Origin of the sequence: Haloferax sp. Atlit-4N (assembly GCF_003383025.1) — an archaeon.
In the GTDB taxonomy this organism is placed as follows: domain Archaea; phylum Halobacteriota; class Halobacteria; order Halobacteriales; family Haloferacaceae; genus Haloferax; species Haloferax gibbonsii.
The window spans coordinates 1-14,759 of sequence record NZ_PSYY01000010.1 but is presented as its reverse complement, the minus strand read 5'-3'; the positions used below and the strand labels follow the sequence as shown (position 1 = coordinate 14,759).

Annotated in this window: 11 protein-coding genes; 6 read left to right on the top strand and 5 right to left on the bottom strand. The window is 56.9% G+C overall.

Features of this window, described 5'->3' with window-relative positions; translation table 11 throughout:
• Window positions 1-225: 225 nt before the first annotated feature.
• From cas5b to cas6, 4 genes are read right to left on the bottom strand one after another with little or no spacing between them, the layout of a single operon-like run.
• Window positions 226-1,023, bottom strand: coding sequence for a type I-B CRISPR-associated protein Cas5b (gene cas5b / locus C5C07_RS19760; protein ID WP_115805955.1), 798 nt, complete (start codon window positions 1,021-1,023; stop codon window positions 226-228).
• 10 nt (window positions 1,024-1,033) lie between these two features.
• Complete coding sequence (gene cas7b / locus C5C07_RS19755; protein ID WP_115805954.1) at window positions 1,034-2,056, bottom strand: type I-B CRISPR-associated protein Cas7/Csh2; 1,023 nt, start codon at window positions 2,054-2,056, stop codon at window positions 1,034-1,036.
• 20 nt (window positions 2,057-2,076) lie between these two features.
• Window positions 2,077-4,227 carry a type I-B CRISPR-associated protein Cas8b/Csh1 gene (cas8b, locus tag C5C07_RS19750; RefSeq protein ID WP_199522770.1) on the bottom strand — a complete coding sequence of 717 codons (2,151 nt, stop codon included), beginning with the start codon at window positions 4,225-4,227 and terminating at the stop codon, window positions 2,077-2,079.
• Window positions 4,227-5,045, bottom strand: a complete 819-nt coding sequence (gene cas6 / locus C5C07_RS19745; RefSeq protein WP_115805953.1) for a CRISPR-associated endoribonuclease Cas6 — start codon at window positions 5,043-5,045, stop codon at window positions 4,227-4,229. The genes cas8b and cas6 overlap by 1 nt, the downstream gene beginning before the upstream one ends.
• Before the next feature lie 516 nt (window positions 5,046-5,561).
• On the opposite strand from cas6, the gene C5C07_RS21195 reads away from it, so the two are divergent.
• On the top strand, window positions 5,562-5,987 hold the full coding sequence (locus C5C07_RS21195) for a hypothetical protein (RefSeq protein WP_147302059.1): 426 nt from the start codon (window positions 5,562-5,564) through the stop codon (window positions 5,985-5,987).
• Here the strand turns inward: C5C07_RS21195 and C5C07_RS19740 are convergent.
• Window positions 5,984-6,592, bottom strand: a complete 609-nt coding sequence (locus tag C5C07_RS19740; RefSeq protein ID WP_115805952.1) for a PH domain-containing protein — start codon at window positions 6,590-6,592, stop codon at window positions 5,984-5,986. The genes C5C07_RS21195 and C5C07_RS19740 overlap by 4 nt on opposite strands.
• A gap of 135 nt (window positions 6,593-6,727) precedes the next feature.
• On the opposite strand from C5C07_RS19740, the gene C5C07_RS19735 reads away from it, so the two are divergent.
• From C5C07_RS19735 to C5C07_RS19705, 5 genes are all read left to right on the top strand, one after another.
• Window positions 6,728-7,156, top strand: a complete 429-nt coding sequence (locus C5C07_RS19735) for a DUF6884 domain-containing protein (protein WP_115805951.1) — start codon at window positions 6,728-6,730, stop codon at window positions 7,154-7,156.
• 1,579 nt (window positions 7,157-8,735) lie between these two features.
• Window positions 8,736-9,131, top strand: coding sequence for a hypothetical protein (locus C5C07_RS19725; protein ID WP_147302058.1), 396 nt, complete (start codon window positions 8,736-8,738; stop codon window positions 9,129-9,131).
• Window positions 9,132-9,136: 5 nt separating this feature from the next.
• Window positions 9,137-9,370, top strand: a complete 234-nt coding sequence (locus tag C5C07_RS19720; protein ID WP_115805948.1) for a hypothetical protein — start codon at window positions 9,137-9,139, stop codon at window positions 9,368-9,370.
• A 406-nt stretch (window positions 9,371-9,776) separates the two neighbouring features.
• The gene (locus C5C07_RS19710; RefSeq protein WP_147302057.1) at window positions 9,777-13,541 is read left to right on the top strand and encodes a hypothetical protein; all 3,765 of its coding nucleotides are present in this window, start codon (window positions 9,777-9,779) and stop codon (window positions 13,539-13,541) included.
• Between the two features lie 14 nt (window positions 13,542-13,555).
• Window positions 13,556-14,759, top strand: a 1,204-nt coding sequence (locus tag C5C07_RS19705; RefSeq protein ID WP_147302056.1) for a S8 family serine peptidase, incomplete at its 3' end; no start/stop codon positions are given.

The window sequence follows — 14,759 nt, the reverse complement described above, 5'->3', positions numbered from 1 at the left end:
CCTTCCCGAAGTCATGGAGTGACGCCGCGACACCGAGGAATCGTCGCTGCGCTGTTGGGCCCCGGAAGAGACGGGTTGCATACTCACGTACAACCGAGTTGTGAGCCGTGAGCCGGAGTGATCCATCGTCTGTGAGCTGTTCGCTAGGGTATGTTCGCTCGCCGTCGTCTGCTTCGGGATGCGATATGAGTGGGTTCGTCATTGAAAATACGGAGGAGTGTTCGGTTAGCGGAAGACAACAGTCCGATCGCCAAGCGTGACTGGCGTCACATCGGTTTGCTCACCGATGCGGACTGGCTTCGAGGCTTGCTGTGCGTAGACGTAGTCATCGAACCGAGTCGTTCGTCGACCCCCAGACTCACGCTCCATGATTGCAGGTGACCGCTCGACGCCGTAGGTCACTCGCCCCTGTGGAACCGCTTCGGAGAGTGATATCGGAACGACAGAATCGATATCGAGTGTCTCGTCGATTGCTTGGACTTCGGGCTCGCGATCGGCTTTGACGTCCTCGATGACCGCTAGGTACTCCGATTTACCTAAACTCGGCGGGTAAATCGAGGTCCCATTCAGCAAGTGCTCGCGGAGGGAGTCATAGAACTCCTCGTCTTCAAGTGCGACGTCAATCCGGTACGCCGGGTCCGCCAGAACCTCATACGAGTGGAGCTGCCGATCGCCCGTCGTATTCTGATAGGTGAGCTTGTATGACCGCCAACTTCCCGCAGTTGCGGTGACGTCCTGTTTGGGGTCAGTCCCCAGTCCAGTTGTTGGGATGTTCACCGTCCGGAGGTCACTTAGTGGCGTGATCGCGATCGCCGAATTGTCGGCTCCGAAGACGTCGTAGTAGGAGTCGCGATCCGCACCGACGATTGCAGCAAGCATGCCTGCAACCGTCGTCCGCGGTGGGATTCGGTACGTCTGCTTGGTGACGCTTCGGCCAACACGCTTGAAATGGCCCCACGTAGACCGGACGGTAAACGAGAGGCAGTCAGTCGGCACGCCGTTGGCATCGATGTGAGGTGACATTGTCGCCTCGTTAGGCGAGGTCGCGTTCGTTGAGCACGTCTATCTCGTGGACGTTGTGTCCCGCGTCGGCGAGGTACGATCCGAATTCGTCAGCACGAATCGTTTCATCACCGACATCGAGTTCCAGACGGCCATCTCCAACCACGTGGAGCGTGTTGATCCGATCTGCGACCCGCTCTAGGGTATCGACGAGTTCGCTGACGTCGACGACGACGTCTTTCACCGAGCGCAAGGATTCACTGCTGTCATCGGCAAGTTCGAGGAGGTTCTGGAGACCACCGACGTGGTAGTTCCCCTCTTCGTACTCAACGCGGACGTAGAGTCGCGGTTCTTGACCAAGCTTCGAGCGCGAGGTCGTCTGATTCTTGAGTGCGCGCCAACAGAGCGTGTCGAGTCGTTCGACGTCTGCCTGCGTCAGGTTCGTCGACTCCGCACCATTGTTGTCGACAAGTCCCCAAAACGGGAAAATCCCGTATTTGATTCGCTTGTCGTCGAGGTCAAAGCCACCCTGTCGCTTCCCTTCTCCAGTCGAGATAACGCTGGTCAGCGAGTCGTACTCCTCGTTTTCTTCGACTTTGTTCAGAGACTTCGACGGAAGGAACTGAACCGGGCCTTGGTAGTTGTTCGGGAGCGAACTGTTGAGTGCTGTCCGGAACGCTTCGTCTTCTTCCTCGCTACTCGCCTCGAAACTGAGCGTCGACCCAAAGTACCGAACGTCAGTCGCTGCATCGAGGAACGCTTGGGCAACGTCGCCAAGATCTTCGAGGTCGTCTGCATCGTCGACGCCGCCCAAGACATCTTTGATGAGTTTCGTCCGCGTGTGTGAGCGTCCTTCGGTCTTTTTGACGTAGATATCGAAGCCGTCGTCTTGGAGCTGGTCTCGGAGATAGCGCTTGAGTCGAACGTCGGTGATGATTCCCTGACCGGTGTCTGGATCCCGCCGAGGACGGTTGTCCCCAATTGGGTTCCCGTTCGGGTTGCAGTCTTGTGCGTCGTAAACGAACAGAAGTTCGGATCGGTTGAGTGTCGTCATTGGTTTGGGTATGTGTTGGATTAGTTCGCGGTGTTCTCTGCGGGCTCAGAACCCTGGCCGCCCTCACCCTCTTTTTTGTGGAGGTCGAAGGCAACCGGCATCGAGCGACGTCCATGCGCGTGGCCTAACACGTAGCAGAATTGGAGCTCGCGCTTCTCAATTGGCCATGCACTCGGCATGTCCTCGGTCGTCTCAAGCAGTCGGTCGACTGTCTCTGGGAACAGCATGTCTCGATCAGAGCGGTACTCCGAGTCGAGTGCGTAGACCTTCGCTTTCTCGAGTGCCGACGTGAGTGCATTCTCAAGGCTGTTCTTCGTGAGTTGGTCGCCCTTTGTCTGGGCGTCAAGGGGTCGACCAATGTTTCGTTCAGACTCTTGGTGCCAGCTCACCTGTCCGACGAGAACGCCAGCGAGTGCGGCTGCTCTTCGTGCAGGAGCTTCGAACAAGGGTCTATCAAGGAACGATTCAAGTCGGTGTTCTCGGATTGCCGAGAGACTCGTGGTATCGAAGTCGGCTTCGGTGTCAGCTTCAGTTGTCATAGTCGGTGGTTCAATTGGGACGTCTAGTCCGGTCAGTAAGCCCGCTCTCGACAGCGTCTCGAGATGGACTAATTGCTGAGCAACAATCTGGTGCGGTGGGCGGTCGCCGCCCTCTGATTCATCGTGGTATCGTCGAAGGTACTCGTCGAACAACATCGACGCATCGAGTGGAACCCCCGCGATCAAGCGGTGGTCAACAACACGTCTGAAGTCGTCTCCTTCGTCATCACCGCGATACGCGAAGGCTGAGTCGGTGAACTGATGGCCTACAATTCGATAGAAGCCGAACTTTCGAGCTTCTTCGAAGTCCTCAGTGGCGAGTTCAAGCAACGACCAGTTGTTGTACGGTCCAAACCCACCCTTCTCTGGGTTGAGCGTTGGCCCGTGAACTGTTTTTGCGAGTGCATCCGCGAGCTCAGAAACCCAATACACGGCCGCTGCAGGCTCCTCTGCGATTACGTTCTTGTCGTCGCCAATGGGGAGCGTAATCGTATAGAACCGAAGCTCCGTGTCAGCGAGCTTCTGGAGCGCTTCATCGTCTGCTTCTCGGAGCTCATACGTGACGCGGGCCATCGGTGACCCCCCAGAATCGTCGTAGTCGCTCTCACTATCGAGCGATTGGATCGCTCCGTAGAGCGACTGCGCCTTGAGCGGCGTCAGTTCTCCAGCGAAATACGGGAGTGCGTATGTCTCAACGCCACCACGGCGTAGTACACACATCTCGATGAGGTCCTGTCCCTTGCTGAACAGCATGGCTGTGTCAGCACCGACAGGGTAGTTCCGCCAGGACTGATCTTGTCGGAGCCCCGGTTGGGCGTCCGGATGTTTCACCGAGAACACGCCGATCGGGTTGTCTGGTGTCCCGACAACACGCTCGACGCGGTCAGTTACGAGCCCGACACTCTCCCCTTCGGAGATGCCATCTCCGGATTCAACGTTCTTGTCTGCGGCGTTGGCAGTCGCATACCGTTTCATCGCCTCTTCGAGGACATCGAGCTCTGCGGGCCAAAACCAGCGTGTGCCGCCCTCCTCAGCGTCCGAGAGACGATCGGCATCGAGCCGAAGGCGGATTGTGACGACCGTTGGAAGTGACTCGTCTGGTGGGAGGAGTTCTTTGATTGCTCCCTCGAGTGTCTCAAGGGTGTCCGATCCCTTCTCGAAGATTTTTGCGAGCTCCTCGACAATCCATCCATCTGGATGTCCGTCTTCACCCGTGACTGAGAGGACACTATCTTGGGTGGTCCACGAACGAACACGTCCAAGGATCGTACTGGCAACGCCATCGGCGTCGTTACCGTTTTTCGATCCGATCTGTGTGAGGCTGTATTTGGCTCCTCGTCCGGAGGATTTGTGGGCATACCGGAGCTTCGGGACGTCTTCTTTCCGGAGTGTGTCGACTTTCGGATCGCTCACAACCGGGACCGCTCCTGTGAGGTCGATGTCGATCGTAACGAGCCGACCGTCATCGACGAACGGTTCGAGTTTGCTGTCTGTCCCGTAGAGTTCCCCACCACTCTCGGCGACAGCGAGCACGCCGTAGAGTGCCATCACGTCTTCGAGGCTTGCCGGCGGTCGGCCATGCCAGAATGCATCGATTGCATTTTCGAAGTCAGCGAGTTCTGGACCAGCCATTAGTCACCCGCCCGTGGCAGTGTTTTCTCGGTGAGGTTCAGGAAGCCAAACCCGTGTTCACGTCGCTGTCCAATTCCTGAATCGAGCGCGAGATTCAGGTGATACCGATGTGTCTCGTCTCGAACGCGGTATCCAAACCGCCACTTCGAAAGCAGGACGGTGAGGTCAACCGCAGTTGCAGGCTGGAAGCGAACCGGATAGACGACGTCGTCTTTGATGGGTTCGATACGGTCGAAGAGTGGCTCGTCGACCTCTGTTGGCCCGTCGTAGTAGTCGTCTCCATACAGTTCGTGTGTCTGTTGGAGCGACCGCCGGATTGCGTCTTGTAACGGCTCCATGCCGTGTTTTGGTCGCCAGAAGAGTTTGGTCTCTGACTCACCGGCATCGATCTTTGAGGTGTCTAAGTTGTACTCCTCGGCCAGTTGGCGGCCAAGTCCACAATAGACTCCTGTTCCTGTTTCGAGGACACCAGTCGAGCCAGCCTCACCCACGTCTGGAGCGTGGCCGGTGATGTCATCGATATTGAACCGCATCTGCCCAATTTCGAATGCGCGCTCGCGGCCGAAATGAGCGATAAGCGTGTCTAAAAGCCCACGCCGTGGCGACGCGATACGGAAGTATCGACGATCGCCTTCCTCAATTTCTCCCCAGGGAAACACATTCGAATACGAGAACCCAACACCGTGGTTTGTATCGTGGGTCTCTGCGAATGTGTTGTCGTTCTCGAGGCCGCGCCAGATACGCCCGCGTGCCTTATGGAAGTAAGACCGGTCATAGGCCGCATCAGCAACGGCGTCGAGCGCTAATTCTATACGCACGCCTCATATCACCCCTCTCAAGGTTCTGTGATCGTGTGTCACGAATAACACATCGATGTGCCAATACTTGTAAATACCTCAAAATCTCGGGTGATGGTTCTGTGAATAGAATGATAGTTGATGTTATTTGCGTTCCTAGGTGTAGGTTCGACTCGCTCCTCAAATGAACACAAGCATGATATACTACCGATAATACGTCACTACCATGTCGACTCGGGAGACTTCAATTTCGAAATCAATCGAATACGATTCGGCAGCATGTACAAATTGTGGGTGTGATGTTTTCATTGATGGAGAGACGGAAAACGTAGATAGTCTCCCGGAGGGTGTCCCTGTAATCGTGACTGGAGGAGAAAACATGACTGTTGACACGACCAGCTTTTCGGCCTCTGCGAAGAACTACCGAATTCCCAAGACGGTCGTGAAAATATTTGGACTACAGGACTCAACTAGTGTCATGCAATCGTATCTCTGTCCCGAGTGTGCAGCCTCTGTCTACGATATTGAGACCGATCAATGACTCGTGAGAGTGCAGTCACCGAATCGATTACCTATCACGTTGAAGAGTGTCGTGTCTGTGGCTCAGACGTTGGGTTGGGAACTGACATACCTGAAGACGAGCTCGTGAAGCCAGGAGTTGCAGTACTAGTTGGTGAGGGAACGACTACGATCTCTGAGGAGCGTGCAGGAAATTGGGACATCGATATCGAGTTCGAAGGAGAGCAATCAGATACAAACCCTCCTGACGTCACGGGCCATATCCTCTGTACAGACTGCTCGGGGGCTATCCACGGTTATACAGCGGGTGACGAGGTCTATCAAGGAACACTCCCTGACGAACTGACTCGTGGAACTGGCAGTCCAACACTCCCGATCTCTGGTCGTGCTCTGGTGGCTATCGTCGTATCACTCCTCTTGCTTGTTCTCCTACTGATTGTCTAAATTTGGTCTAGGAGTGATTGCTTTTTTTCTTGGAATTCGTCTTCAGTGACAACTCCTTGATCACGGAGTTCTCCAAGCCGTTCCAGTTTGTCAAGTGGTCCTTCCTCGTTTTCGCCGTTTCCGGCTGTTTGCCCTGCTACCGAAGTATTGTCTGAGTTGTTCGCATCTTGGATCTTTTGGCGAATGAACTGAACCATGTTTTGGACTTCATCTCTCTCAACATGGCCGACACCGATACCGAATACTTTGGAATCCGTTTCTAAGTTGAGACGTTTTTGCACGACGCCAAAGCTGATCTCAACGGATGAGATATTTTTGTAGTCGATTGAGGTTTGTGACCCACCAATCATTTTCTTCGCCTTGTATAGCACGCGCTGATTAGTGATGACCGTTGTAACATTCATCACCCCGTCTTGATTTTCGCCGTCGATTTTCACTTTCCCTCCTGCATCTATTGCAAAAAAGTGGACTTTCTCCCCTGGATCAAGATATTCGTCCATCTTCTTTACATGCTTTTTTGAGACGAGTTCCCCCTGTGGCTCACAGTCTAAATCTGCGTTTTCCAAAATGATATCGTCCTCGCTCTTTCGATCAAATAACCCCATAGATGTCTGTCGTTTGTACTTGGTGATAAATTGTCGGCAACCGAATGTCGTGATTCTGGATACCCCTACGACCCATACTATCAGTCATGGGGCAGCTGAGCAAAGACCATATCTAACAATAGCGTATCGGTTCTCATGCCGGATATTGGGCTCGTCAGCTGTACTAAAAACAAGAGAGAGTCTCCTGCGAAACCTCGGGACCTCTACGATACGTCGAACCTGTTTGTCAAGGTCCGGTCGTATTGCGAAACACACCACGACGACTGGTTCATCCTCTCTGCGAAACACCACCTTCTCGACCCAGATGACTCCGAGATTGAACCATATGACGAGTCATTAACCGATGCCGCTGTGGACGCACGTCGAGAGTGGTCCGTGGTCGTCTATCGACAACTTCGCGACAAGGGGCTTACCGACTCGGGGACGACACTCGTTATCCATGCTGGAAAGAAGTACTACGAAGAATTGCTGCCGTACCTGTCGGACGAAGCATGTGACGTAGAAATTCCTACGGAGGGGTTGCAGATTGGAGACACTCTCTCGTGGTATACGACCAACCAATGACTGTTGACTACACTGCTTCTGACTGGCTTGATGTCTCGTGGTCCGAGTGGATGAGTTTGAACCCAGCTGATGACTATCTCAGTCAGCTTCCAACCTGTGCTGGAGTCTATCGAATCCGGCATCTAGAACGCGATGGTCTAGAGTACATCGGAGAGACTGGTCGGAGTACTCGGGGTCGAGTTCGAAGTCTGGCCCGTGGGACGTACGCCAGCAAGATGCCGTACCGTGACCCACATACTGCGGCTCCGTGTCTATGGGCAGTTCGTCAAGAGGAGGGACCCGAATTCGAGGTGTCTGTGACGACGCACGACTGGCTTGACGACAAGCAGTCTCGGAAAGCATTCGAGATGGCGTTGATCGCTGACTATCGAAGAACGATGGGAAAAAGCACCACCGCAAACTTCGGTCGAATCATTCCGGGGTACAAACAGTCGTCGTATCGAAGCGGTGGGGTTCAGGGAGGCCCACTCAAGGACGGAGAGAGCGAGCCACAAGCAGCTCCGGGTGTTAGTCCACTTCCTCGCATTAGTGTCGACAATCCCCTCGAATCAGACTGGATGGGGCTTGAGTGGACTAAAGCGGAACAGCTCAGTGACGCAAATAGCTCAATCCCGACGACTAACGGACTGTATCGGATCTGGCGGGATGGGGATGTACCACCCCTCGAATACATCGGGCAGAGTACAAACCTTCGGTCCCGACTCTACACACACCGGAACAACCGTTCGGCGGTTCTTCAGTACTCGTATGCAACTCTCGACGAGCATGACGCACCCCACAAGCGAGAGGAAGTTGAGACTGATCTGATAGGGACTCATTGGCTGGTGTACGGTGAACCACCTAGAGACCAGTTTTGAACTGTATCTCTTTGAGGAATCAGATATCCTTGTTAGTTGTCGAACGCTTCGATGGAGGCGTTTCTATCGTTAAACGCCAGTAGAGACTTGTTTCTGCCTCACGTCGGTTCGGTCTTGACATCCTCCCCGCCCAGAAGGGCGTGGATTCCCACGGCACCGCACCGCTGGATTGGGATGTTTAAGGTTCGTAGCCCCCCGATGTGGACAACTACTGGCTGTGCCAATCAGCCGTTACTCCTATCCCGTGAGGGATTCAGAGATACTTGCTTTCTGCACCCCGTGTTCCGGCACAGAAAGGGGTGTTTCTGCTTGGAGTCGGGGAATCCCGATATTGTCCGATTAGTAGGGCGGGCGTGCCGCCTCGGATAGATGTTAGTAACCTGACGGACTACTTAAAAACAGCCGTTCAACACGTCGAACACCGTATGTGGAAGGGGTGTCGGATTCATCCCCGCGCTGAAGCACGGGGCTTTCTCCTTGACTTTCCGTAACACGTACAAATTGTAACCATGTCTGAACCAGCACCTTCTCAGAGAAGTCATTCTCAAGCACAGTATTCGCGCCACGACTGGTGGAGTTCCCAGAATAAGGGGATTATTGGGGGTATTGACGATGATTCATCTCGTTCCTCCTCTCACAAACCAAAGCCAGGAACAACGAAAGCCGAATGGCTTGCACACAACCTCCTCAAAGAGTCTGCCCCGCTATTGTGTCCGGTGTCGTTGTTCGAAGAGGACATCGAAGAGGAGATGACTGATCCAGAGGTCTACGTTGAAGCAAGTGTCGTCGTCCTCGACCAAGACGAGAAGGTGCGGCGCGAGATGTATGGCGACCACCGCCGGTACCGATTCGCGCCCGCAACCGGACACATCTCCGGCCCACTCATTGCAGACCAACCCACCGAGACGTTCCTCCGAACCGTCGAGACCGTTGTCGACTACGCCATCCAAGAAGTTGGCGTGTCACTTCGCGAGAAGACTGGCGAGCGCATCAAGACATTCGCGCGCGTGCGAAAAGAGAATCAGGACGACCCACGCGGCAAACCAGACGTGAAAATTATGGCAGAAGTCGTCCGCTGCATCGACGACCCCGATCGCCTCGACGACCTCGGGTTCTGATTCTGATGCGAACGGTCAACGAACTCTCGTGGCTTGGAGCCGCGCTACTCGCGTTCGCAGTCGCGCTTCTGACCGCGAGCATCGTCATCGGCCTCCAATCGCTCCTCGGCGTCGCGGCCATCTCAGCGGTCGCCGTGTCGGTAGCCGTCCCACCGGTGGTCACCATCGCGGCCGGCATCGGCGTGTCGTCACTCATCCCGGCCGTCTATGGGACCATCCTCATCCTCACACACCAGTAATTATGTCACCCAGACAACACAGCACACAACTCGCCAGTCGCATCGCTCGCACGCTTCACTTAGATAGGCTTCAGCAGTCGGAAGCGGCCTCGCTGCTTTTTGTAGTGTTGTCGTTCGACGCCAGCGTCCTGTTAGTCAGCATGGAATACATCAGCATTCCAGTGCTGCCAACAATGGCGTTAGAAATCTACTCTGTACTCCACATTGCACTGTTTGCCTTCCTCGCGTTGGGTTACAGAGAGTGGTTTATTGACGGATTCGCCGCATTAAATACAAAATCAGCCAACTCGGCGGGCTCGGTGTCGCGGAAGAACTTGATGGAATGCGATTGTGGTTCTCAAAAAGCGATCCGCTTTAAGATGGCAGACTGTCCTGAATGTGGTAGGTCCTGCATTCGGGTGGCTCTATGACTCCGTTGAAAGTCACCAGTCGCATCGCTCGCGTCCTCCCCTCAGATAGGCTTCGGCAACTCGAAGCCGTCTCGCTCGCATCGACAGTCGCCGCGTTCGCCATCACGGTCGTCCTCGTGACGAGCGGGCTTGCAACCGAAGCGAACCCGTTCGCGACGGGCCTGTTCGCGGACCTCGGCTGGTTCGGCACTGGCGTCCTCGCAGTCGTCGTCGAGGCCGCCACGTTCGAGCTGATGATTCGTGGACGGGAGTTCGCCCCACGCTGGATGCTCAGTTACGGAGCCGTTTTCGCGGGCTTCAACGTCTGGAACCTCGGGAACGACGTTCTCATCTTAGCCGTGGCGGGGGTTCCTGACTGGAACGCGTACCTCGCCATGAACTACTACTCGGCGGTCCTCGGCATGGCGCTCGTGGCGCTCGTCGTGTTCTGTCGCCACGAGTTCACGCGCGAGCGTGTTCATGCAGTGTTCGCGTTTGGAAAGCGGAACAGACACATGGCGAGAAAGGCTCTCGCGCTTTGTTTCTCACTTGTCTTCATTTTTTCAACAGTGTGTACACCACTGGTACAAAATTCAGCACCCGTGGGGGTAGCCAACGCACAATACACTGCGCCGGAGGACGTCCATTTCCACGAGGATTTTAACGGCGATTTTGAAACGAAGTATGAAGTGTTGTACAAAGATGGGTCATTCAAATCGAACGCGCAAAACACTTCGATTGCAACAGAAGGGGGAAAAGCGCTAAGAGTTGAAAGCATCCCGAATAGTGGTGAGGTTTTCAAAACATATGTGACAATCACTGATGGAGTGATCTCAAACTCTCAAAATTTCTCAGTGAATCTTTCAGCTAGATATTCTGCAACCGATATAGGACTTGAAGTATCTGACATAGCTATAAAAGACGGCGACGGGGGAATCAAATTGACATTAAAGCCGGGAGACACAGACAACGGAATAAAGATTAATGGCCCTTACGCGAACGGGTCCGCTTCTTGGGGATATATCTCATATGGTTCATACAAAGAATTTTCAATCTCTTCCAATGGTTCTCATTACATTCTGTGGGCGGAGGGTAAAGGAACGGTTAGCGTACCATCAGCGGGTGAACTAAACGCCTCAAATACGTCAATTTCTTTGCAAACAGAGGACCTTGGAGGTGACGGCACTGCGGATATGCTTGTTGACAATCTCACCTCGTATTCGGCTCCCATCTCGGGCTCCTCCAATCCCCAAATCACGGGTCGCATCAAAACTCAGTCGGGAACACCAGTCGAGAACGCGACCGTGGAGGCGATGGTCGCCACGCAACCATCCATCCCGCAAGCCGAAGACACGCTGTCGGCGCTCCAAGACCCAATCCCCTCGGTGTGGACGGACCAACTCGACTCCTCGTTCAACCTCTACGACGGCTCTGCCGGGCGACTCACGGAGATCGACGCGCAGTACGTCGGCGTCTACTCGGAAGCAGACATCGGCAACGCACCCTGGATTCTCGACTCGTCGAACCTCCAAAACCCGATGTGGGCGAACGTGCCCGCAAACGAGAAACTTGCACTCGTCGTCGGCGACCCGTCACAGAGGGGCCGCTACCTGAACCAGCACGAGTACGACGCACAGGTTCCCGGCCGCATCGTGCAGGGGACGGCAGTCATCGAGAAACTGAGCCCGACCGGCGAGGTCGTGACAACCTACCGGCGTGAGACGGTAGAGACGGTTGGTGGGGGTTTCGGTGACCCGTCAGAACTCAACTACGCGACCGTCACGCTCAACGACGGCATCTACCGCGTGAGCGCCGAGGGGTCGGACTTCTCGTACCTCATCAAGGTCGGAAATCCAGTCCCATCCATCGACGACGCGCTCAACACCGTCGGTGGGGCGTTGACCGACCGCTCGCAGGAAGTCAAGGACTTACTCAACTCCGGTGGTTTGCAACAACTGACGACGACGACGAACGCGACGGGCTATTACTCGTTCGACGTGCCGTCGAACGCGAAGGTCGTGACGGTGACGGCGCGGAAGGCCCCGAACATCCCGATTGATCCGCAGAACCTGACCGAGCAGAGCATCCGCGACTACTACGAATTGGATGCAGAGACGCTCAAACAGCTCAACGAGCAACAGACACAGCAGTCGCTGGAGGCCATCGAAAAGCTCCAGAACACGACCATCTACTCGCCGAGCGCCCCGGTGACAGTGCGACCACCGGCGAAGAACGTCGACATCACGTTGCTTGAAGTCTCGTACCCGCAGTACGGGAACCTCTCGGCGTTCCAAGAGAAACTCGGATTGCTCGATGAACTCTTCGGCAACGAGTCGTTCAGCGAACTCTCGCCGGCGCTCCAGCAGCGGCTCGAAGACCTCACGCGCACGCAAAAGGAAGACCTCTACGAGCGCTTGAACGGCCTTCGAGAGCAGAACGCACAACTCCAAGAACGGTACAAGGACCTGCTTGGCGACGACTCGGTCGGCATCGACCTCAACGAGACGAGCGATGCGGAGTTGCGCGAACGCATCTCGAAGCTCCAGCAATCGCTCGCAGAGCTACAGTCGTCCATCGAAACAGGGGAGGAGACGGTCGAACGCGCGGCAGACACCATCACGTGGTCCCAAGAGTTCCTTAACGTCGGTCTTGACCTCGACAACGTCGTGGTTCGGGCGCACTACACGAACGGGACGAGTCAGGTCATCTCCGACGAGTACATCAGCGTCGAATCGTCGCCGGGGACAGTGGCCGGCCTCGGGTCGTCGACGGTGACCGTCGAGGAGTTCCCGATGCCGAGCGACGTCGCAGGTGTTCGGTTTGACGTGACGGTCGCGAACAGTGAGGGAATCGGGAAGGCATCGTCAGCAGTCTCGAACCCGGCGTTCGATGGGAAGGTCCCAACGCTGTCGTCGGTCGCCATGTCGACGCTGTCGCCGGGGCCGAGCGACACGCTGTCGATGCGGCTGAACCCTGCAGAGGACTCGTCGTTCAAGAGCATCGTGGGCGCGGAGGCATTCGGGCCGAACGGCCAGACGCTCTCAGCGACGGTGAACAACTCGACGGGCGAAGTGACCTTCCAGACGAACGGACAGGGTGTTCACACGGCGCGGCTGACCTTCGAGGACTTCGAGGGTCGTCAGCACGTCTTGCCCGTCCGCATCAAAGCGGCCGCGGCAGACCGTGACCGACCGACCGGCATCCGGGCGGTCGACACACCGTTCGGAACTATCGCACAGGTCGGTGACGGCCTCGAAAACGGCGCGGTCGACGTCGACTCCTCGGGCGCGGTCGTGTTCACCGCACAAGCGGGTCAAGACGGCGACCTGCCGAACGTGGTCCACGTCTACGACAGCGGCCTTTCGGTTGCACCGGATTCGACGCGGACGGTCCGAGTCGTCCGCGGTGACGACCGAGAAAGCATCTCGCGCCACGTGGAGGTCGTCTACCACACGGCGGCGCTCAACGACGATGCACTCCTCTACCGCGGCGACTCCCAACCCATCACGCGCGACGCGAGCACGCGATTCGGTGACGTGTCGGCTAGCTCTTCGTCGACGACGATTAGCAGTTGGACGGACGCCGATGGCGAGCTGACGCTGAGCATCAACAACAACCCCGGCGCAGTCGACCGGCTTCGCCACTGGGTCGCGGTCCGGACGGCCGACATCGACATCCCGTTCATCGGGACAGTCGCGGTCGCTCCGGCCGTGCCCCCGGCATCGGCTGGTATGACGCCCGCTCTCGGGCCGACAGCCGACGGGAGCGCGGTCGCAGTCTGACAGAGGTCACCATCATGCAACGGAACTCACTCACACTGGTAGTCGCAACGTTACTCGTTCTCTCGCCGATGGCCGCGCCGGTCATGGCCGCCTCGGGGTCGCCGTTCGACGGCGTCTTCTCGGGTGCTGCGGAGGGGGCGACGTCGTACTGGGGACTCGGGTCGTTCGACGACTCGGAAGTCACGAGTTATGACGGCCAACCCGCGTTCTACGTCACGTTCAAGAACGGTTCTGAGCGGTCGATGCAGACGTGGGCGGAGGCTTCGGACCGGTCGCTCATCGCACTCGACAACGAGTCGAACCGCGCGCTCGTGGCGGCCGCGCCCGAGGACATCGGGCTCGTCGGCACGGCGCGCATCCTCGGGAACGGCCTCGCGGCGAACTCGTACGTCGAGCACATCGACATCGCGTCGCAGGTCAACTACGTCGAGCCGATGACGACGCTCTCGAACGCGTCTACATTCGCGAGCCCACCGGGGGCACGCTTGGTCACGCTCGGCCGGGAGGCCGCGTTCTCGGCGTCGGGGAAGGCGTACAACGAGGATGCCAACCAGTCCACGATGGCCGACGCGCGGGGCGCGGTTCGGGCTGACCCGGCGAACGTCTCGGTCAACGGGACGGGCGTGACGGTCGCGGTCATCGACTCGGGGCTCAACTACGCCAACGCGACTGACGACTCGGTCTATCAGGACCGCGTCGTCTCGCCGAAGAACACCATCACCAACGAGACGGGCCGGGCGGCTGTCGCCGACGGCAACGGTCACGGGTCGTGGGTCGCCGGGGCCATCGCCGCGAACCCGAACAACACGACGACCGGCGAGCCATTGGAAGGCGTCGCGCCGGGCGCGAACGTCATGCCCATCAAGGCGCTCTCGGACAGCGGCGGCGGCAACACCCAAGACATCGTCGAGGGCATCGAGTACGCCGACGAGCAGGGCGCAGACATCATCTCGATGTCGCTCGGGTCGGCGGTCTACTCGGTGACCATCGCCGACGAACTCTCCGAGGCGCTCGAAGGCAACGTGTCGCTCGTCGTGGTCGCGGTCGGGAACTCGAAAGAGAACCCGGCGCTTCGATACATCTCGTCGCCGGCCGACGTGCCCGAAGCGGGCGTCATCGGCGTCGCGGCGACGAACACGACGACGCCCGACAACGCGGGCGCGGCGTACTTCTCGGAGGTCGGTCCGGACGGCGGCGTCTCGGACTTCTCGAACGAGA

Excerpts from the sequence above, each read along its gene's own strand:
- cas5b (WP_115805955.1), bottom strand. The coding sequence starts at position 1,023 with ATGTCACCTCACATCGATGCCAACGGCGTGCCGACTGACTGCCTCTCG.
- cas7b (WP_115805954.1), bottom strand. The coding sequence starts at position 2,056 with ATGACGACACTCAACCGATCCGAACTTCTGTTCGTTTACGACGCACAA.
- cas8b (WP_199522770.1), bottom strand. The coding sequence starts at position 4,227 with ATGGCTGGTCCAGAACTCGCTGACTTCGAAAATGCAATCGATGCATTC.
- C5C07_RS21195 (WP_147302059.1), top strand. The coding sequence starts at position 5,562 with ATGACTCGTGAGAGTGCAGTCACCGAATCGATTACCTATCACGTTGAA.
- C5C07_RS19740 (WP_115805952.1), bottom strand. The coding sequence starts at position 6,592 with ATGGGGTTATTTGATCGAAAGAGCGAGGACGATATCATTTTGGAAAAC.
- C5C07_RS19735 (WP_115805951.1), top strand. The coding sequence starts at position 6,728 with ATGCCGGATATTGGGCTCGTCAGCTGTACTAAAAACAAGAGAGAGTCT.
- C5C07_RS19720 (WP_115805948.1), top strand. The coding sequence starts at position 9,137 with ATGCGAACGGTCAACGAACTCTCGTGGCTTGGAGCCGCGCTACTCGCG.
- C5C07_RS19710 (WP_147302057.1), top strand. The coding sequence starts at position 9,777 with ATGACTCCGTTGAAAGTCACCAGTCGCATCGCTCGCGTCCTCCCCTCA.